Below are 18433 nucleotides of genomic sequence, written 5' to 3' on the forward strand. Positions count from 1 at the left end.
CTTTACTTCCAGCCACTCGCGATCGCCCTCCTGGGCCCTACGTGATTGCGCCTGTCGCAATCCTGGGTAAGGTCGCTTCAAACGGCTGTTTGGGGTGAAGCATGGCGATGCAACGTATGGGGCGGCGTTTCGGGTTGGCGACGGCCCTGGCCCTCTCCGTGGCGTGGAGCGGCGCGCCCGCCCTGGCCGCGCCTAAGGCCGACCTGACCGCCGCCGCGCCGGCCAGCGTCGGCGTCTCGCCAGAGCGCCTGGCGCGCCTCGACGCCCTGATGAAGGACCTGGTCGCCACCGGCCACCTGCCGGGCGCCACGACCATGCTGGTGCGCCACGGCAAGGTGGTCAGCTTCGAGACCTATGGCGCCAAGGGCTTCGGCGGCCCGCCGATGACCAAGGACACCATCTTCCGCATCTACTCCCAGACCAAGCCGGTCACGGGCGTGGCGATGATGATCCTGTTCGAGGAGGGCAAGTGGCGCCTCGACGATCCGGTGACCAAGTACGTGCCGGAGTTCGCCAACCTGCGGGTCTACAAGGGCGTCAACGCCGACGGCTCGTTCGTCACCGAGGCCGCGGACCGCCCGCCGACCATGCGCGAGATCATGAGCCACACGGCCGGCTTCGCCTACGGCCTCAACCCCGACAACCCGGTCGACAAGGCCTATGTCTCGACCGGCGTCCTGGGCGCCAAGAGCGGCCAGGAATTCGTCGAGAAGGTCGCCAAGCTGCCGCTGGTGGGGCCGCCGGGCAAGCAGTGGAAGTACAGCGTCGCCGTCGACATCCAGGGCTTCATCGTCGAGAAGCTGTCGGGCCAGAGCCTGCCGGCCTTCATGCAGAGCCGCATCTTCGACCCGCTGAAGATGAAGGACACCGGCTTCTGGCTGCCGCCGGAGAAGGCGGGGCGCCTGGCCGACCTCTACATGTGGAACTTCAAGGACAAGAAGATCCAGCCGGCCGAGGGCTTCATGGTGCTGGACGTCACCAAGCCGCCGGTGGTGGCCTCGGGCGGCGGGGGCCTCGTGTCGACCAACGCCGACTACGCCCGGTTCTGCCAGATGCTGCTGAACGGCGGCGAGCTGGACGGGGCGCGCATCCTGTCGCCGGCGAGCATCAAGCTGATGGCCTCCGACCATCTGCCCGACGCGATCCTCGACAATCCGAAGGCCGAGTTCTCCAAGGCCAGCGGCAAGGGCTTCGGCCTCGACTTCATGGTGGTCACCGATCCGGCCCGGGCCGGCACGCTGGCGGGGAAGGGGACCTACAGCTGGGGCGGCGCGGCCGGCACCTGGTTCTGGATCGACCCGGAGAACGACCTCTTCTTCCTGGGCATGATCCACGTGCTGGCCAAGGACGGCGATCCGGCCCTGCGCGACCTTGGCGATCGTGCTTCCACCTTGGTCTACCAGGCGCTCACCAATCCCGAAAAATAAGGTCCGCCAAAGGGCTGACGGAGGAAATCACATGCAGGATCTGTTCTCGCTCGAGGGCCGCGTGGCGCTCGTCACCGGCGGTTCGCGCGGCATCGGCCGGATGATCGTCGAAGGCTTCCTGCGCCACGGCGCGGCGCGGGTCTACATCACCGCCCGCAAGGCGGCCGCCTGCGACGAGGCCGCGCAAGAGCTGTCGCAGTTCGGCGAGTGCGTCTCGCTGCCCGGCGACATCTCGACGACGGAGGGCGTGCAGGGACTGGCCGCGCGGATCCAGGAGCGGGAAAGCAAGCTCGACATCCTCGTGAACAACGCCGGCGCGGCCTGGGGCGCGGGCATCGACGAGTTTCCCGAGGCCGGCTGGGACAAGACCGTCGACCTCAACATGAAGACGCCGTTCTTCCTCACCCAGGCCCTGCTGGCCCCGTTGCGCGAAGCGGCCAAGGCCAGGGTGGCCAAGGTGATCAACATCGCCTCGATCGACGGCCTGTCGGTGACCAAGGAGGAGACCTATCCCTACGGCGCCAGCAAGGCCGGCCTGATCCACATGACCAAGCGCATGGCCCTGCGCCTGGCGCCGGAGAACATCGCGGTGTCGGCCATCGCGCCGGGCGCCTTCGCCAGCGACATGAACCGCGTGGCCCGCGACCATGCCGACGCGGTGGCCAAGTTCATTCCCGCCGGCCGGATCGGCGAGGCCGAGGACATGGCGGGCGCGGCGATCTATCTCGCCTCGCGGGCGGGCGACTACGTGGTGGGCGGCACGCTCGCGGTCGACGGCGGGGTGGCCTGGTCGCGATAGGGCCGTTGTCGCCCCGCGAGACTTCGCCCATGGTGCAGCCATGGGGCGAGGTCTCGGGAGGCGATATGCGCATTGGTCTGTCTCTGGTCCTGGTCGGCGGGCTGTTGGCGGCCTGCTCGCCGTCGCCGTCCGGCGGCGGTTCGACAAGCGGGCGCTATGCCGGGATCGGCGTCTTCGACACCGGCCGCCTGTGGGCGCAGATGGTGCGGGAGAACGCGCCGAGCGGGCCTGAGAAGGCCCGCATCGCCGACGACGAACACGTCATCGTGGTGGTGGACACGCATACCGGCGAGGTGCGCCAGTGCGGCGACCTCAGCGGCTATTGCATCTCGATGAACCCCTGGAACGGGACGAAGCCGGCGGCGCCGGTCAAGCTGGCCAAGCACGCCGCGGACCTGGACGCCGAAGCACGGGCTCAGGCGCCGGAGCCGGCGAAGGCGGCGGCGAACTAGGCCGGTTCGCCCCTCTCCCGGAGGGAGAGGGCGGGGCTTTCCTTACGGCTTTCCCGCGGCCGGCAGTTCAGTCAGCGGGACCGCGTCGGACAGCTCGACCTCACGGACGGCCGGGGCGGGGGCGGCCTTGGGCGGACGGGCGCCGCGTTCGCGGGCCGACATCAGCGACCAGCCGCCCGGCTTGAGGATCTCGAGCGGCGAGAAGCGGGCCTTGTAGGCCATCTTCTCCGAGCCCGGCACCCAGTAGCCAAGATAGACGTAGGGCAGGCCGGTCAGGCGGGCCTGGACGATGTGGTCGAGGATGATGAAGGAGCCCAGGCTCCGGCGTTCCTCGGTCGGGTCGTAGAAGCTGTAGACCAGCGACAGGCCGTCGGCGAGCACGTCGACCAGCACGCAGGCCACCAGGTCGCCCGGACCGCGGTCGACGGACGGGCGGCGATATTCGATCAGGTGCGTGCGGACAGCGGTGTCTTCGACCATGGCCACGTAGTCGGGCCAGGTCATCTCGGCCATGCCGCCGTCGGCGTGGCGGGCGGTGAGGTAGCGACGCAGCAGTTCGAACTGCTCCAGCGTGGCCTCGGCCTCGACCAGATGGCGCACCAGGTCGTTGTTACGGTTGAGCGCGCGGCGCTCCGAGCGCGAGAACTCGTAGTCGGCGGCCGGCGCGCGGGCCGACTGGCAGGCGCGGCAGGTCTCGCAGGCGGGGCGGTAGGCGATGTTCTGGGAGCGACGGAAGCCGACCTGCGTGAGGCTGTCGTTGACGCCGGGGCCGTCCGACAGCGGCAGGTGGGTGAACACCTTCCGTTCCTGGCGGCCGGGCAGGTACGGGCAAGGGGTCGGCGCCGTCAGGAAGAACCGAAGCTGTCGCGTCGGAAAATGCTGCGTCACGTCTTCCCAGTCCCCTTACGCCCGGCCAGGCCCCCGCCCATGCCGTGAAGGCGATTAGGCGGCATGCCGAGCCGTTGTGCAAGCAGGACAAACGCGCGACGCGGCGAACGGTCACAGGTTGTCGGGCAGGACGGGCTTTTCGCGCAACAGGACGATGGAAATCCGGCGGTTGCCGGCCAGGGTGGGATCGTCGGCGTAGAGGGGCTCGGAATTGGCCTTGCCCGAGACCTGGTAGATGCGGTCGTCGTCGACGCCGGCCCCGCGCAGGATCTGGCGCGAGGTGTCGGCGCGCTGGGCCGACAGGGCCCAGTCGCTGTCGGCCTTGCGGCCGCGCTGGTCGGCGCTGGTGTGGCCCGAGACGGTGATGCGGTTGGGCAGCTGGTTGATGACCTTGGCCACGGCGCGCAGCAGCAGGCGGGCGCGGTCGTTGGGCTCGCGCGAGCCCTCCTTGAACATCGAGCGGCCTTCCTGGTCGACCAGCTGGATGCGCAGGCCTTCCGGGGTCTGGTCGATCAGGATCTGCTTCGACAGTTCGGCCAGTTCGGGCATGTCCTGCAGCGACTGGCGCAGCGACTGGGCGGCCGAGGCGAAGCTGTCCTGCTCCTTCTTGGCAAGGGCGTCGCGCAGGGCCTGCTCGCTGGCCGAGTCGAGGCTGGCGGTGGTCGAGGACTGGCCGTCCTGGTTGGTCTGGTCGGGGGCTTCGGGGGCCATCTGCTGGACGACCGACATCTTGCCGTCGGCCTTGGCGCCGTCGTCGCCGAGCGAGGTGCCGCCGAGGATGCCGCCCGAGCCGCTGGTGCTGGACGAGATCGAGGCCGGGGCGAAGTAGTCGGCGATGCCCTGCTTCTGTTCGGGGCTGGTGGTGTTGAGCAGCCACATCAGCAGGAAGAAGGCCATCATCGCCGTCACGAAGTCGGCATAGGCCACCTTCCAGGCGCCGCCATGGTGACCATGGCCGCCGCCCTTCTTGACCTTCTTGATGATGATCGGCGCTTCGCCGGTCGACGCCATCGTGCTTAAGCCTGCTTAACCCTGTCGGGGCAACCTGCCCGCAGGACGTTAAAATGGCGTTGCGATGCGGGGGCGAAGGGCTCATTCACGGACCCGAAACGGCAGGGTGCGGCAAGGAGTCTCGCGCATGAAGACGGCGTTCATCGGCCTAGGCGTCATGGGCTTTCCGATGGCGGGCCACCTGCAGGCCGCCGGCCACGAGGTGACTGTCTACAACCGCACCGCCGAAAAGGCCGCCCGCTGGGTCGCCGAGCACGGCGGCAAGAGCGATCCGACCATCGCCGGGGCCAGCAAGGGCGCGCGGCTGGTGGCGCTGTGCGTCGGCAACGACGACGACGTCCGCGCGGTGGTGGCCGAGATCCTGCCCGCGCTGGAGGCCGGCGCGATCATCGTCGACCACACCACGACCTCGGCCGTCGTCGCCCGGGAGATGGCGCAGCTGGCGGCCGCCAGGGGCGTGGGCTTCCTCGACGCCCCGGTCTCCGGCGGCCAGGCGGGCGCGCAGAACGGCCAGCTGACCATCATGGTCGGCGGCGACGAGGCAACCTACGCCACGGCCGAGCCGGTGCTGAACGTCTACGCCAAGGCCATGCGCCGCATGGGCCCGTCGGGCGCTGGCCAGTTGACCAAGATGTGCAACCAGATCGCCATCGCCGGCGTGGTGCAGGGCGTGGCCGAGGCGCTGCACTTCGCCAAGCGCGCGGGCCTGCCGACCGACGACGTGCTGGCCGCGATCTCCAAGGGCGCGGCCCAGTCCTGGCAGATGGAGAACCGCTGGGGGACGATGTCGCGCGGCGAGTTCGAGTTCGGCTTCGCGGTCGACTGGATGCGCAAGGACCTGGGCATCGCCCTCGACGAGGCGGCCAGCAACGGCGCGACCCTGGACATGACCCGGATGATCGACGGCTTCTATGGCGAGGTCCAGGCGATGGGCGGTAGTCGCTGGGACACCTCCAGCCTCGTGGCGCGGCTGGAAAAGCCGTGAGCGACGCGACCGCCAACCTGACCGGCGTCTGGCAGGGGCTCTACTCCTACCCCGCCGCCGTCGCGCCCGTGCCGTTCACCGCCACCGTGCTGGAGAGCGGTTCATGGGTCAGCGGGGCGGTGCACGAGGTCGCCTACGACGAGTACGGCGTGGCCGAGGTGTTCTCGACCCTGCTGGGCAGGCGTTCGGGCACGAGCCTGACCTTCACCAAGACCTATGACGGCACGGCGGGCTGGGAGCACGAGGTGTTCTACGCCGGCACGCTCAGCGCCGACGGCTCGGAAGTGGAGGGGACCTGGACCCTGCCGGGCGAGTTCTCGGGCAAGTTCCTGATGATCCGGTCGCAGGGCGCGCGCGCGGCCAGCCTGCGCGAGGCCTTCGAAACCGTCCGCGCATGAGGAGCGCCATGATCCGTTCGTTCGTCGCCGGCCTTGCCCTGTGCGTGGGTCTTTCGGGCGCCGCCGTCGCCGCGCCCGCCGTGGCGCCCAAGGAGGGCGAGTTCGTGGTGCGGGACTTCAAGTTCGGTTCGGGCGAGACCCTGCCGGAGCTGCGGCTGCACTACACGACCCTGGGCGAGCCCAAGCGCGACGCGCAAGGGAAGGTGACCAACGCGGTGATGGTGCTGCATGGCACCGGCGGCAGCGGAAAGCAGTTCCTGTCGCCGCAGTTCGCCGACGAGCTGCTGGTTCCCGGCGGCCTGCTGGATCCGGCCAAGTGGTACGTGATCCTGCCCGACGGCGTCGGCCACGGGAAATCCTCCAAGCCTTCGGACGGCCTGCGGGCCAGATTCCCGCACTACGACTACGACGACATGGTGGCGGCCCAGCACCGGCTGCTGGTCGAGGGGCTGAAGGTCGACCGCCTGCAGCTCTTGATGGGCACGTCGATGGGCTGCATGCACGCCTTCGTCTGGGGCGAGACGTATCCGGGCTTCGCGGAAAAGCTGGCGCCGTTCGCCTGCCAGCCCGTGGCGATCGCCGGGCGCAATCGCATGTGGCGCAAGATGACCATGGACGCCATCAAGGCCGACCCGGCCTGGAACGGCGGCGACTACGCGCAGCAGCCCCAGCAGGGCCTGCGCACGGCGACCGACTTCCTGATCATCGCCGGCGCCTCTGCCCTGCCGATGCAACTGGCCCTGCCGACCCGCGAGGCGACCGACAAGGCGCTGGAGGCCGACTTCACCCGCCGGATCGCGGGCCTGGACGCCAACGACCTGCTCTACCAGGTCGACGCCTCGCGCACCTACGACCCGTCGGCGGGGTTGGAGAAGATCGAGGTCCCGGTGCTGTGGATCAACTCGGCCGACGACTTCATCAACCCGCCGGAACTGGGCATCGCCGAGCGCGAGGTGAAGCGCTTGAAGCGCGGAGAGTTCGTGCTGCTGCCGGCCAGCGAGAAGACCAAGGGGCACGGCAGCCACACCTGGGCGGTGCTCTGGAAGGATCGGTTGAAGGTGTTTCTGGGGCAATAGGGCGCGGGAGGTTCCCCCTCAGTCGCTTCGCGACAGCTCCCCCAGAGGGGGAGCATCCATTTGGCGCGACGTTTCCAGATCCTCTCCCTTTGGGGGAGGTGGCCCGGAGGGCCGGAGGGGGCCGCGAAGCGGTCACCCCACCAGCGCCAGCCACTCGTCCTCGTTCAGCACCTGAACGCCCATCTCGCGGGCCGAGCGCAGCTTGGCGCCCGCGCCGGGGCCGGCGACGACGAGGTCGACCTTGCGGCTCATCGACAGCACCACGCGGGCGCTCATGGCGGCGGCCAGGCCCTGGGCCTCGCCGCGGCTCATCGTGTCGAGCTGGCCGGTGAAGATCACCGTGCGGCCCGACAGGCGGGTCTCCGCGCCCGGCGGCAGCAGGCGGGGCGGCGGACGCACCGGGCGCCGGGGCCGGGCCCTGGCCTGGGACGGCGCGTAGCCGCCCTGGTGCAGGCGGCCCAGGGTCAGGCCGATCCTGCCCGGCAGGTCGTGGACGCCGCTCGCGCCCGTCCGGCTGGCGGCGGCCAGGGCGACCTGACCGCAGGCGTAGGCGTCGCCGGCCGCGTCGTGGTGCTTGAAGCTCACCCCCAGATGGCGGCCGACCACGTTCAGCTTGTGCGAGGGCAGGTCGGGCCAGACGCTGCGCGCCACCTGCACCGTGCACATGTAGTCGAAGGCCGGCGGCGCGACGTCGTAGTGCTCGCAGGTGCGGCGGATGACGCTGACGTCGAACGAGGCGTTGTGGGCCAGCACCAGCGCGCCGTCGAGGTCGTCGCGCAACCGCTCGAGCACGGCTGGAAACTCGTCGGCGTCTCTCACGTGGTCAGGGCCGATGCCGTGGAAGGCGATGTTGAACGGCGCGAACCGCATGTCCCACGGCCGTATGTAGTGGTGGTCGACGCGGGCGACCGCGCCGTCCTCGATCCAGGCCAGGCCGATCGAGCAGGGGCTCGACCGGGTCTCGTTGGCCGTCTCGAAGTCGATGGCGACGACCTTCATAGGCTGGCGACCAGGGCCAGCCATTGATCCTCGTCCATCATATCGATGTTGAGCTCCTGGGCGGTCTTGAGCTTCGAGCCCGCGCCTGGGCCATAGACGACGAGATGAGTTTTCTTGGACACTGACGAGGCGACCTTGGCGCCCAGGGCTTCGGCCTGGGCCTTGGCTTCGTCGCGGGTCATCTTCTCCAGCGAGCCGGTGAAGACCACGGTCTTGCCGGCCACGGCGGTGTCGGTCTTGGGCTTGGCCACGGCCTGGACGTCGAGCTCCGCCAACAGGTTCTCGACTTTCTGGCGGTTGTGTTCCTCGGCGAAGAAGCGGGCCAGCGACTGGGCGGCCACGGGGCCGACGCCGTCGACGGCCGCCAGGGTCAGGTAGTCCTCGCCCGGCGCGCCCTTGGCGGCCTGCGCCAGGCCTTCGGCGAAGGCCTCCCAGGTTCCGTAGCGCTGGGCCAGGGCCGCGCGGGCCGGTTTGGTCAGCTTGGGAACCACCTGGCCGATCTTAAGCTCCAGATCCTCGGACTGCGGCCAGGGATCGGCGGGCACGCCGGCGCGGCCGGCCTCCACGAGGAGATCGAGCGCCTTGGGCCCGACGCCGGCGGCCGTCGACAGCTCCAGATAGGTCGCGCCCGGCAGGCCCCTGGCGGCGGCTTCGGAGGCGGCCTGCAGGTCGGCGAACTGGTCGAAGTGGCGGGCCAGGACGGTCGAGGTGGTCTCGCCGATGTCGCGGGCGCCCAGGCCGTAGATCATCCGGTCCAGGCCGATGCTGCGACGGGCGTCGATGCCGGCGACCAGGTTCTTGACCGAGGTCTCGCCATAGCCGTCGCGCTCGCGCAGGGCGGCCAGCTTCTCCTCGTCGCGGGCCAGGCGGAAGATGTCGGCCGGCTCGTTGATCCAGCCCTCGTCGAAGAAGGCCTGCAGCTGCTTTTCGCCCAGGCCCTCGATGTCGAAGGCGCGGCGGGAGACGAAGTGGCGCAGGTGCTCGACGCGCTGGAACGGGCAGGCGAACTCGCCGGTGCAGCGGCGCACGACCGACTCCACGCCGTTGGCGTTGATCTCCTGGGCCAGCGCCGTCTTCAGCGGGCATTCGCAGACGTGCGGGAACGCGTAGGGCTCGGCGCCTTCCGGACGCGCGGCCAGGTCGACCTCGACGATCTGCGGGATCACGTCGCCGGCGCGCTGCAGCACCACCGTGTCGCCGATGCGGGCGTCGAGGCGGGCGATCTCGTCGGCGTTGTGCAGGGTGGCGTTGGTCACCGAGACGCCGCCGACGGTGACGGGGTGCAGACGCGCGACGGGCGTATGGGCGCCGGTGCGGCCGACCTGGATGTCGATGGCTTCGAGGATCGTGCGGGCGCGCTGGGCCGGGAACTTGCGGGCGATGGCCCAGCGGGGCGAGCGCGAGACGAAGCCCAGGCGGCGCTGCCGCTCCAGGTCGTCGACCTTGTAGACGACGCCGTCGATGTCAAACGGCAATTGCGGGCGCAGGGTCTCGAAGCGGGCGTAGATGTCGAGCAGGCCCTGGGCGCCTTGCACCCGTTCGGCCGGCGGTGCGGTGGTGACGAAGCCCCAGGCCTCCAGCTTCTCCAGCGCCTCGGACTGGCTGGCGGCGAAGGGCTCGGAGACCAGGCCCCAGGCGTAGCCGAAGAAGCGAAGGGGCCGGGTGGCGCTGATCTTGGGGTCGATCTGGCGCAGCGAGCCGGCGGCGAAGTTGCGCGGGTTGGCGTAGGTGCGCGAGCCGGCCTCCTCGGCGGCCTTGTTGAAGGCGGCGAAGGCCTCGAGCTCGACATAGACCTCGCCGCGGATCTCGATGACGTCGGGCCAGCCGGAGCCCTTCAGGCGGTGGGGAATGTCGGCGATGGTCCGCAGGTTGGCGGTGACGTCCTCGCCCACGCGGCCGTCGCCGCGCGTCGCGCCCTGGACCAGCACGCCCTTTTCGTAGCGCAGCGAGGCCGACAGGCCGTCGATCTTGGGCTCGGCCATGTAGAAGACCGGCTCGTCGGCGCCCAGGCGCAGGAAGCGGCGGATGCGGGCGTCGAACTCCTCGGCCTCGTCGTTGGAGAAGGCGTTGTCGAGGCTGAGCATCGGCACGCCGTGCTCGACCGGCGAGAACTGGGCCGAGCGTGCGGCGCCGACCTTCAGCGACGGCGAGTTCTCGCGCTGCAGGTGCGGGAAGCGGGCCTCGATGTCGGCGTTGCGGCGCTTGAGTTCGTCGTACTCGGCGTCGCTGACCGTGGGGGCGTCGTCCTGATAGTAGCGCAGGTCGTGGCCGGCCATCTCGTCGGCGAGACGTTCGAGCTCCTCGACGGCTTGGGCTTCGGTGAGGTCGGCGACGGAGATCTGGGACACGGGCAGGCGAATCCGGTTGCGGCGGTGGGGCAGGTTAGCCGATGCCGCGCGCCTGTTCCTCCTCTCCTTTGGGCTAGGCTTCCAGCATCGCCAGCAGGGCGAAGCTGGCCAGCCAGTGCTCGCCCATGTAGTCGCCGGTGACGTGGGGCAGGGCGGTCTGCAGGTGCAGGTCGGCGGCCTCGTTGGCCACTGCGGCGATCGCGGGCCGGGCGTCCTTGGCGACGGCGCGCCAGCACCAGGCGCGCGACAGCGACAGGCCGTCGAGGTGGGCGATCTTGCCGTCGGTGCGGTCGCTGACGCTGGGCGGGACGAACAGCGTGGCGGGCCGGCGCTCGGCCAGTTCCGGCAGGAAGGCGGCGAACCAGGCGGCGAAGGTGTCGGGATGCAGGCGGCGCATGGCCAGGGCCTCGACCAGGGCCGACGACAGGAAGTCGTCGCCCGACGGCTCCCAGGCCTGGCAGGCGCTGTCCTGCCCGTACCAGGCGGTGGCCTTGGCCGCGAGCAGGGCGCGGAAGTCGGCGTCGCCCGCGGCGTCGGCGTAGTCGGCGGCCAGGGCCAGGGCGAAGGCTGTGTTGGAATGCACGCCGGCCCGGATCGGATAGTCGGCGATCGGCAGGAAGGCGCGGTAGCGGGCGACGAAGGCGTCGGCCAGCGGCTGCATGGTCGCGGCCCACGGGGCGTCGTGCTGGAGGAGCTCGGCCTGCAGCTTCAGCAGCCAGGCCCAGCCGTAGGGGCGCTCGAAGCCGCGGCTCTCGGGGCGGGCCAGGTAGGCGACCTCGGCGGCCACCTTCCGCGCCGTGAAGGCGTCGTCGAAGATGGCGCGGATGGCGGCGGCCTCGGCGATGCCGGGATGCAGGCGCAGCAGGGTGGCCAGGGTCCAGTAGCCGTGCACGCAGGAGTGCCAGTCGAAGCTGCCGAAGAAGATCGGGTGCAGGGTGCGCGGGCCCAGCGCGTCGGCGTCGCCGGCCAGCACATGGTCGAGCTTGTTGGGATACTCGCGGGCCACGTGGCCCAGGGCGGCCTTGGCGAAGCGGGCGGCGGTCTCAGCGGAAGGCGAGGACATACATCAGGACCATGTTGATCAGCAGCATCAGCACCGCCGTCGGCGCCTGGGCGCGGATGACGCCGTAGCGGTTCTTCAGCTGCAGGAGCGCGGCGGGGACGAGGTTGAAGTTGGCGGCCAGCGGGGTCAGCAGCGTGCCGCAGAAGCCCGACAGCATGCCGATGGCGCAGACCACGGCCGGGTCGCCGCCGAAGCGGCCGATCACCAGCGGCAGACCGATGCCGGCCGTCATCACCGGGAAGGCCGCGAAGGCGTTGCCCATCATCACCGTGAAGATCGCCATGCCCAGGCAATAGGCGATGACGACGGCCAGGCGGCTGTCGACCGGGGTGATCGCCAGGGTGATGTCGCCGATGGTCTGGCCCACGCCCGCCAGGGCGAAGACCGCGCCCAGCGCCGCCAGCATCTGCGGCAGCAGGGCGGCCCAGCCGACCAGGTCCATCAGCCGGCGACCCTCCTGCAGCGGCGCGCTGGCCGGCTGGCGGAACAGCCGCTGGGCCAGGATCGCGGCGACCAGGGCGGCGATGGCCAGCGAGACCAGGGTGGCCTGCTTGGGATCGACCACGTGCCGGCCGTTCCAGGTCAGGGCCTTGAAGGCGAAGGTGCCGGCCAGGACGATGACCGGGATCAGCAGGGCGGGCAGAAACAGCTTGAGGCCGAAGCGCTGGGCCATCTCGGCGCGCTCTTCGCCTGTGGTGGTGGCGGGCTGGCCGACGCCCAGGCGTCCGGTTCCCGCCAGCAGCGCGAGGGCGACCACCAGAAAGCCGTTGCCGAGGTCGCCCAGATGGTCGCCGGCCAGGAAGCTCAGCGCGAACAGGCCCCAGAAGGCGGCGTTGCCCCAGCGCTTGGGATTGGCCTTGTCGCCAGCGCTCATCACCGCGAAGGCGGCGAACATCAGGCCGGCCAGGAGATAGACGAGGGGCAGACCGATCATGCCCTGGCCCCCGTCTTCGAGAGCTTGCGGTCGAAGAGCAGCAGGCGCGCGCCGTGCACCAGGAAGGCGCAGATCGCCGTGGGGATGGCCCAGACCGACAGGTGCAGCGGCTCGACGATCAGGCCGTTCTGGTCGAGGAAGCCGACGATCAGCAGGATCGAGCCGATGGCCATGAAGATGTCCTCGCCGAAGAAGACGCCGACATTGTCGGTGGCCGCGCTCATCGCCTTGACCTCGTCGCGGGTCGCCTCGTCGAGGTCGCCCTGGTTCTCGGCGGCGGCCTCGGCCATGGGGGCCACCAGCGGGCGGACGGTCTGGGCGTGGCCGGCGATCGAGATCAGGCCCATGGCCGCGGTCAGCTGGCGCAGCAGCAGGTAGACCACCAGGATCCGTCCGGCGGTGGCGGCCTTCAGGCTCTTGATCGCCATCCGCGCGCGCTCCTGCAGGCCCGAGCGTTCGAGCACGCCGATGGCCGGCAGGATCAGCCAGGCGATGCTGACATAGCGGTTCTGGTTGAACGCCTTTCCAAAGGCGGCCAGCACCTCCAGCGGTCCAAGGCCGGCGGCAAGGCCCGAGGCCATGGCCGCGCAGACCACCACCAGCAGCGGATTGAACCTGAGCGCGAAGCCCAGGACGATCACGCCCACGCCGATCAAGGGCAACATGCGGCAGATCCCCCGTCTTCGAATCCGCCAGGACCGTCCGACGGCGAAAGGGCCCTGGCAAGTACGATCCCGTCTAACGCTGGTCGCTTGACGTCGGCGCCCGTCGGCGCGACGCTCAACTCAACAATGATAACCTACGGGAGCAAGCGTCATGGCCGACGGAACCGGCGCGATCACCGCATCGATCAAGGATCAGGTCAGCGAGGCCGAATGGCAGGCCCGCGTCGACCTGGCGGCCCTCTATCGCCTGGTCGCCCTGCACGGCTGGGACGACATGATCTTCACCCACATCTCGGCGCGTATCCCGGGGCCCGAGCACCACTTCCTGATCAATCCGTACGGCATGTTCTTCGGCGAGATGACCGCCTCGTGCCTGGTCAAGGTCGACCTTGACGGAAACGTCATCGACAAGACGCCGTACTTCATCAATCCGGCGGGCTTCACGATCCACTCGGCCATCCACGCCGCGCGGGAAGACGCCCAGTTCGTCATGCACCTGCATACCGACCAGGGCGTGGCCGTGGCCGCCCACGCCGAGGGCCTGCTGCCGCTGAGCCAGCAGGCGCTGATCGTCACGCCGCAGCTGGCCTATCACGACTACGAGGGCATCGCCCTGAACCTCGACGAGCGCGAGCGGCTGGTGGGCGACCTGGGCGACAAGCGGCTGATGCTGCTGCGCAACCACGGCACCCTGGCCGTCGGCCGCACGGCGGCCGAATGCTGGCTCGGCATGTTCTTCCTGGAGCGCGCCTGCGCCCAGCAGGTGATGGCGTTGAGCGCAGGACGTGATCACGTGCTGCTCGCTCCGGAGGCAGCCCAGGCCGAGGTTTGCAGCCAGACCGGCATGGGCCTGGGCATGATCGCCGGCCTAGCCTGGCCCGGCTGCCTGCGCCAACTGGACCGCCAGTCCCCGGGCTACACGGACTAGACGCTTGCGGCCAAGCTTGTCGACCGACGTTACGTCAAGCTGAGCGCTCGGAAGTGTTTCAGTGTTGAAATGTCACGTAATTCTAGTGTCACTAGACGCAGGTCTAGGGTGGGGTCATATGTCGCCCCAACCTAGACCTTAAGGGCGCCGGTTCAACGGCGCCGGAGCGTTTTTGTGATCCGCAGGCACTTCTTCCTCATCGCGGCCGGGGTCGCGTTGGTTCTGATGATCCTGGCCGGCGGAGCCAAGCTGCTGCTTGGCGGCAAGGCCGAGGGGCAGGGCGGTCCGGGCGGCCGCGCCACGGCCGTGTCGCAGGTCAAGGTCGGCCAGCGTCCCTTCACAGATCGCATCGAGGTGCTGGGCGTGGCCAAGGGCCGCCAGTCGGTGACCATCACCTCCAACACCACCGAACTGATCACCGCCGTCCACTTCACCGACGGCCAGCTGGTGTCGCGCGGCCAGGTGCTGGTGACGCTGAAGGACGACCAGGAGACCGCCGGCATCGCCCAGGCCCAGGCCGAGCTGGACCAGGCCAAGCGCAACTACGACCGCTGGAAGACCCTGGCCGACAAGGGCATCGCCCCGCGCGCCACCGCCGAGCAGAACCTGGCCGCCTACGAGAGCGCCAAGGCCGCCCTGGCCTCGGCCAAGGCCCAGCGCCTGGACCGCGTGATCCGCGCGCCGTTCGCCGGCCGGGTGGGCATCTCCGACGTCGCCCCGGGCACGCTGATCGCGCCGGGCGGGGCCATCGTCAGCCTGGACGACGCCTCGGTCGTGCGCGTCGACTTCGCCGTGCCCGACCGCTACCTCGCCACCCTGCGCGACGGCCTGCCGATCAAGGCCAGCCCCGACGCCCTGCCGGGCGAGACCTTCCAGGGCCAGATCGCCCAGATCGACACCCGCATCGACGCGGCCACCCGCGCCATCAGGGCCCGCGCCGAGTTCCCCAATCCGGGCGGCCGCCTGAAGCCGGGCATGCTGGTCAAGGTCGCCATCGACCAGGGCGTGCGCCAGGGCCTGGCCGTGCCGGAAGCGGCCGTGCAGTTCGAAGGGCAGCAGGCCTCGGTGTTCCTGGTCGCCAAGGGCGAGAAGGGCCAGGTCGCCCGCCGCACCAACATCACCACCGGCCTGACCGCCGACGGCTTCGTCGAGATCCGCTCGGGCCTGAAGGCCGGCGACGTGGTGGTGGCCGACGGCCTCAACCGCGTGCAGGACGGCGGCGCGGTGCGCGACGTCAGCAAGCCGGCCGGCGGGCCGGGCGGGCAAGGCGGCCAAGGGGGAAAGCCCGGCCAAGACCGTAAGGCGGGCTGATGCTTTCCGACATCTCCGTCCGCCGCCCGGTATTCGCCGCCGTCGCGGCGATCATCCTGTGCGTCATCGGCCTGGCGGCCTTCGGCTCGCTGCCGATCCGCGAGCTGCCCAACGTCGACCCGCCCGTGGTGTCGATCTCGACCGTCTATCGCGGCGCCTCGGCCGAGGTCATCGAAGAGCGCATCACCCAGGTGATCGAGCGCCAGGTCTCGGGCATCCAGGGCATCGACCGCGTCAACAGCTCCTCGCGCGACGGCCGCTCGCAGATCAGCATCACCTTCCGCCTGGACCGTGACCTGGACGCGGCCGCCAACGACGTGCGCGACGCCGTCAGCCGCGTCTCGGCCAACCTGCCCGACCAGGCCGACCCGCCGCAGATCGCCAAGGCCAACGCCGACGCCTCGCCGATCATCATCCTGAACCTGACCTCTACGACGCTGGATCCGCTGGAGCTGGCCGACTACGCCGACCGCTACCTGGTCGAGCGGATGTCGACCATCGACGGCGTGGCCCAGGCCAACCTGTTCGGGGCCAAGATCTACGCCATGCGCATCTGGCTGAACGCCGACGCCATGGCCGCCCGGGGCGTGACCGTCAGCGACGTCGAGGACGCGCTGAACGCCCAGAACCTGGAACTGCCGGCCGGTTCGCTGGAAAGCAGCGCCAAGGACTTCACCATCCGCGTGGCCCGCGCCTACGCTACGCCGGCCGACTTCGCCCGGCTTCCGATCCGCGCCGCCGACGGCGCCGGCTTCGTGCTGCGCCTGTCGGACGTGGCCCGCATCGAGGAAGGGCCCGACGAGCGCCGTCGCCTGTTCCGCGGCAACGGCGTCGACCAGGTCGGCATCGGCCTGACCCGCCAGTCGCAGGCCAACGACGTCGCCATCTCCGAGGCCGTCCGCAAGGAAGTCGAGGTCATCAACCAGACCCTGCCGCCCGGCACCAAGCTGGTGGTGGCCGTGGACAACTCGGTGTTCACCGCCGAGGCCATCCACGAGGTCTGGATCACCATGGGCATGTCCGTGGCCCTGGTGGCGCTGGTCAACCTGATCTTCCTGGGCAGCTGGCGTTCGGCGCTGATCCCCTCGATCGTCGCGCCGATCTGCATCCTGTCGACCTTCATCGTCCTGGCGCCGCTGGGCTTCTCGCTCAATCTGCTGACCCTGCTGGCTCTGGTGCTGGCCGTCGGCCTGGTGGTCGACGACGCCATCGTCGTGGTCGAGAACATCCAGCGCCGGGTGGACGAGGGCGAGCCGGCCCTGATCGCCGCCCAGCGCGGCTCGCGCCAGGTGTTCTTCGCCGTCGTCGCCACCACCATCGTGCTGATCTCGGTGTTCGCGCCGCTGATGTTCCTGCCCGGCTATATCGGCCGGCTGTTCGTCGAACTGGCCGTGGCCATCGCCGCCGCGGTGGCCTTCTCGGCGCTGCTGGCGCTCTCCCTGTCGCCGATGATGGCCTCCAAGCTGCTCAAGCCCGCGCACGGCGGGGGCTGGTTCAACAAGCGCATGGACTGGGCGATGGACCGGCTGAGGGACAGCTACCGCGCCTCGCTCGAAAGCCTGCTGGGCGTGCGGGCCGCCAGCTTCGCCGCCGGCGGGGCGGTGATCCTGCTGGCCGGCTTCGCGGCCCTGCTGTTCGTCAGCCTGCCCAAGGAACTGGTGCCGGCCGAGGACCGCGGCCGCGTCGACATCCAGATCAGCGCGCCGGAAGGCGCCGGCTTCGACTACACCTCGGCCATCGGCGCCAAGATCGAGAAGATCATGGCCCGCTACCGCGAGGACGGCATCGCCGAGCGCACCATCCTGACCATCCCGCGCTTCGGCCAGAGCCAGTTCAACTCGGGCAACGGCGTCGTGGTGCTCAAGGGCTGGGGCGAGCGCGACAAGACCGCCGACGACGTGGCGGCCGAGCTGAACAAGGACCTCTCCAAGATCACCGGCGTGCGCGCCGTGGCCAGCGTGCGCGGCGCCTTCCAGCGCGGCGGGGGCGGCGGTGGCGGCGGCGGCACCAATGTCGACCTGATCGCCGTCGGCAACGACTACGTGCAGCTGTCCAACTGGCTCAAGCCCATCCTGGCGGCGGCCCAGGAGAACCCGGGCTTCTCGCGCCCGCGCATCGACTACGAGCCGACCGCGCCGCGCCTGTCGGTGCAGATCGACCTCGACAAGGCCGCCAGCCTCGGCGTCTCGGCCCAGGCCGTGGGCCGGGCGCTGGAGACCATGTTCGGCTCGCGCCAGGCCACGACCTACATCAAGAACGGCCAGGAATACGACGTCATCCTGCAGACCGAGCTCGACCAGCGCCGCAGCGTGGCCGACCTCGACAAGCTGCAGGTGCGCACCAACGCCGGCGGCCTGGTGCCGCTGTCGACGGTGGTGAAGACCGAGCTGCGGGGCGACACCCCCGACCGCCCGCGCGTCGACCGCCTGCGCTCGGTGACCCTGACCACCCAGCTGTCGCCCGGCTATACCGTCGAGGACGCCGTCAGCTTCTTCCAGGCCCAGGCCGCGCAGCACCCGACGCCCGGCGTCAGCATCAAGTGGGGCGGCCAGGCCAAGGACTATCTGGAAGGCTCGGGCGGCATCGCCATCGCCTTCGGCCTGGCCCTGCTGCTGGTCTTCCTGGTGCTGGCCGCGCAGTTCGAAAGCTGGATCCACCCGGCGGTGATCATGCTGACCGTGCCGCTAGCCGTGCTGGGCGGGCTGTTCGGCCTGGTCATGGCCGGCTCGACCATCAACACCTACAGCCAGATCGGCCTGATCATCCTGATCGGCATCGCCGCCAAGAACGGCATCCTGATCGTCGAGTTCGCCAACCAGCTGCGCGACGAGGGCCTGAAGGTGACCGAGGCGGTGATCGAGGCGGCGGCCCTGCGCCTGCGCCCGATCATCATGACCTCGATCGCCACGGCCATGGGGGCCTTGCCCCTGTTGCTGTGGACTGGGGCCGGGGCGGGAAGCCGCCAGACGATCGGGGCCGTGATCTTCTTCGGCGCGATCGTGGCGACCCTGCTAACGCTGTTCATCGTTCCGGTGTTCTACAACCTGCTCGCACGCTTCACGAAATCTCCGGAGTGGACGGCGCGGCAGATCGAGGACTATGAAGCGCGCGAAAAGGCGGGCGAGGGGCATACCTCACCCGTATAAACG

General features: G+C 69.9%; 16 protein-coding genes. 9 read left to right on the forward strand and 7 right to left on the reverse strand.

The window, feature by feature from the left end; all coding sequences use genetic code 11:
• Positions 1 to 101: 101 nt before the first annotated feature.
• From C1707_RS14195 to C1707_RS14205, 3 genes are read left to right on the forward strand one after another with little or no spacing between them, the layout of a single operon-like run.
• Entirely contained in the window at positions 102 to 1427 is a 1326-nt protein-coding gene (locus C1707_RS14195; protein ID WP_240633701.1) for a serine hydrolase domain-containing protein, read from the forward strand.
• Positions 1428 to 1458: 31 nt separating this feature from the next.
• On the forward strand, positions 1459 to 2226 hold the full coding sequence (locus C1707_RS14200) for an SDR family oxidoreductase (protein ID WP_101711879.1): 768 nt from the start codon (positions 1459 to 1461) through the stop codon (positions 2224 to 2226).
• Between the two features lie 29 nt (positions 2227 to 2255).
• Entirely contained in the window at positions 2256 to 2678 is a 423-nt protein-coding gene (locus C1707_RS14205) for a hypothetical protein (RefSeq protein WP_101711878.1), read from the forward strand.
• A gap of 42 nt (positions 2679 to 2720) precedes the next feature.
• On the opposite strand, the gene C1707_RS14210 is transcribed toward C1707_RS14205, so the two are convergent.
• Together C1707_RS14210 and C1707_RS14215 are read right to left on the reverse strand one after the other, a co-directional pair.
• Positions 2721 to 3566: an arginyltransferase gene (locus C1707_RS14210; protein WP_101711877.1), complete on the reverse strand. Its 846-nt coding sequence runs from the start codon at positions 3564 to 3566 to the stop codon at positions 2721 to 2723.
• A 111-nt stretch (positions 3567 to 3677) separates the two neighbouring features.
• A complete protein-coding gene (locus C1707_RS14215) occupies positions 3678 to 4577 on the reverse strand; it encodes a flagellar motor protein MotB (RefSeq protein WP_058350562.1) in 900 nt (299 codons plus the stop codon).
• 127 nt (positions 4578 to 4704) lie between these two features.
• On the opposite strand from C1707_RS14215, the gene C1707_RS14220 reads away from it, so the two are divergent.
• The 3 genes from C1707_RS14220 to C1707_RS14230 are packed head-to-tail and all read left to right on the forward strand — an operon-like array spanning position 4705 to position 7036.
• A complete protein-coding gene (locus C1707_RS14220; protein WP_101711876.1) occupies positions 4705 to 5562 on the forward strand; it encodes an NAD(P)-dependent oxidoreductase in 858 nt (285 codons plus the stop codon).
• The gene (locus C1707_RS14225) at positions 5559 to 5960 is read left to right on the forward strand and encodes a hypothetical protein (protein WP_101711875.1); all 402 of its coding nucleotides are present in this window, start codon (positions 5559 to 5561) and stop codon (positions 5958 to 5960) included. Before C1707_RS14220 ends, C1707_RS14225 begins: the two co-directional genes overlap by 4 nt.
• Before the next feature lie 8 nt (positions 5961 to 5968).
• Positions 5969 to 7036, forward strand: coding sequence for an alpha/beta fold hydrolase (locus tag C1707_RS14230; RefSeq protein WP_101711938.1), 1068 nt, complete (start codon positions 5969 to 5971; stop codon positions 7034 to 7036).
• Positions 7037 to 7168: 132 nt separating this feature from the next.
• Here the strand turns inward: C1707_RS14230 and C1707_RS14235 are convergent, their stop codons facing one another.
• From C1707_RS14235 to C1707_RS14255, 5 genes are all read right to left on the reverse strand, one after another.
• Entirely contained in the window at positions 7169 to 8059 is an 891-nt protein-coding gene (locus C1707_RS14235) for an exonuclease domain-containing protein (protein ID WP_164467352.1), read from the reverse strand.
• Positions 8032 to 10383 carry an NAD-dependent DNA ligase LigA gene (gene ligA / locus C1707_RS14240; RefSeq protein ID WP_101711873.1) on the reverse strand — a complete coding sequence of 784 codons (2352 nt, stop codon included), beginning with the start codon at positions 10381 to 10383 and terminating at the stop codon, positions 8032 to 8034. Before ligA ends, C1707_RS14235 begins: the two co-directional genes overlap by 28 nt.
• 73 nt (positions 10384 to 10456) lie before the next feature.
• Positions 10457 to 11446, reverse strand: a complete 990-nt coding sequence (locus C1707_RS14245; protein WP_101711872.1) for a DUF2891 domain-containing protein — start codon at positions 11444 to 11446, stop codon at positions 10457 to 10459.
• Positions 11427 to 12380, reverse strand: a complete 954-nt coding sequence (locus C1707_RS14250) for a DUF979 domain-containing protein (protein ID WP_101711871.1) — start codon at positions 12378 to 12380, stop codon at positions 11427 to 11429. Before C1707_RS14250 ends, C1707_RS14245 begins: the two co-directional genes overlap by 20 nt.
• On the reverse strand, positions 12377 to 13045 hold the full coding sequence (locus C1707_RS14255) for a DUF969 domain-containing protein (RefSeq protein WP_101711870.1): 669 nt from the start codon (positions 13043 to 13045) through the stop codon (positions 12377 to 12379). The genes C1707_RS14250 and C1707_RS14255 overlap by 4 nt, the downstream gene beginning before the upstream one ends.
• A gap of 151 nt (positions 13046 to 13196) precedes the next feature.
• On the opposite strand from C1707_RS14255, the gene C1707_RS14260 reads away from it, so the two are divergent.
• From C1707_RS14260 to C1707_RS14270, 3 genes are all read left to right on the forward strand, one after another.
• Positions 13197 to 13973 carry a class II aldolase/adducin family protein gene (locus C1707_RS14260; RefSeq protein WP_101711869.1) on the forward strand — a complete coding sequence of 259 codons (777 nt, stop codon included), beginning with the start codon at positions 13197 to 13199 and terminating at the stop codon, positions 13971 to 13973.
• A 174-nt stretch (positions 13974 to 14147) separates the two neighbouring features.
• The gene (locus tag C1707_RS14265) at positions 14148 to 15284 is read left to right on the forward strand and encodes an efflux RND transporter periplasmic adaptor subunit (RefSeq protein WP_101711868.1); all 1137 of its coding nucleotides are present in this window, start codon (positions 14148 to 14150) and stop codon (positions 15282 to 15284) included.
• Entirely contained in the window at positions 15284 to 18430 is a 3147-nt protein-coding gene (locus C1707_RS14270) for an efflux RND transporter permease subunit (protein WP_101711867.1), read from the forward strand. The genes C1707_RS14265 and C1707_RS14270 overlap by 1 nt, the downstream gene beginning before the upstream one ends.
• Positions 18431 to 18433: the final 3 nt, after the last annotated feature.

Origin of the sequence: Caulobacter flavus (assembly GCF_003722335.1) — a bacterium.
Lineage (GTDB): Bacteria > Pseudomonadota > Alphaproteobacteria > Caulobacterales > Caulobacteraceae > Caulobacter > Caulobacter flavus.

Bases quoted from the DNA above. Each gene is read 5' to 3' on its own strand.
- C1707_RS14195 (WP_240633701.1), top strand. From the start codon at position 102: ATGGCGATGCAACGTATGGGGCGGCGTTTCGGGTTGGCGACGGCCCTG.
- C1707_RS14200 (WP_101711879.1), top strand. From the start codon at position 1,459: ATGCAGGATCTGTTCTCGCTCGAGGGCCGCGTGGCGCTCGTCACCGGC.
- C1707_RS14205 (WP_101711878.1), top strand. From the start codon at position 2,256: ATGGTGCAGCCATGGGGCGAGGTCTCGGGAGGCGATATGCGCATTGGT.
- C1707_RS14215 (WP_058350562.1), bottom strand. From the start codon at position 4,577: ATGGCGTCGACCGGCGAAGCGCCGATCATCATCAAGAAGGTCAAGAAG.
- C1707_RS14220 (WP_101711876.1), top strand. From the start codon at position 4,705: ATGAAGACGGCGTTCATCGGCCTAGGCGTCATGGGCTTTCCGATGGCG.
- C1707_RS14230 (WP_101711938.1), top strand. From the start codon at position 5,969: ATGATCCGTTCGTTCGTCGCCGGCCTTGCCCTGTGCGTGGGTCTTTCG.
- C1707_RS14235 (WP_164467352.1), bottom strand. From the start codon at position 8,059: ATGGCTGGCCCTGGTCGCCAGCCTATGAAGGTCGTCGCCATCGACTTC.
- C1707_RS14245 (WP_101711872.1), bottom strand. From the start codon at position 11,446: ATGTCCTCGCCTTCCGCTGAGACCGCCGCCCGCTTCGCCAAGGCCGCC.
- C1707_RS14250 (WP_101711871.1), bottom strand. From the start codon at position 12,380: ATGATCGGTCTGCCCCTCGTCTATCTCCTGGCCGGCCTGATGTTCGCC.
- C1707_RS14255 (WP_101711870.1), bottom strand. From the start codon at position 13,045: ATGTTGCCCTTGATCGGCGTGGGCGTGATCGTCCTGGGCTTCGCGCTC.
- C1707_RS14260 (WP_101711869.1), top strand. From the start codon at position 13,197: ATGGCCGACGGAACCGGCGCGATCACCGCATCGATCAAGGATCAGGTC.
- C1707_RS14270 (WP_101711867.1), top strand. From the start codon at position 15,284: ATGCTTTCCGACATCTCCGTCCGCCGCCCGGTATTCGCCGCCGTCGCG.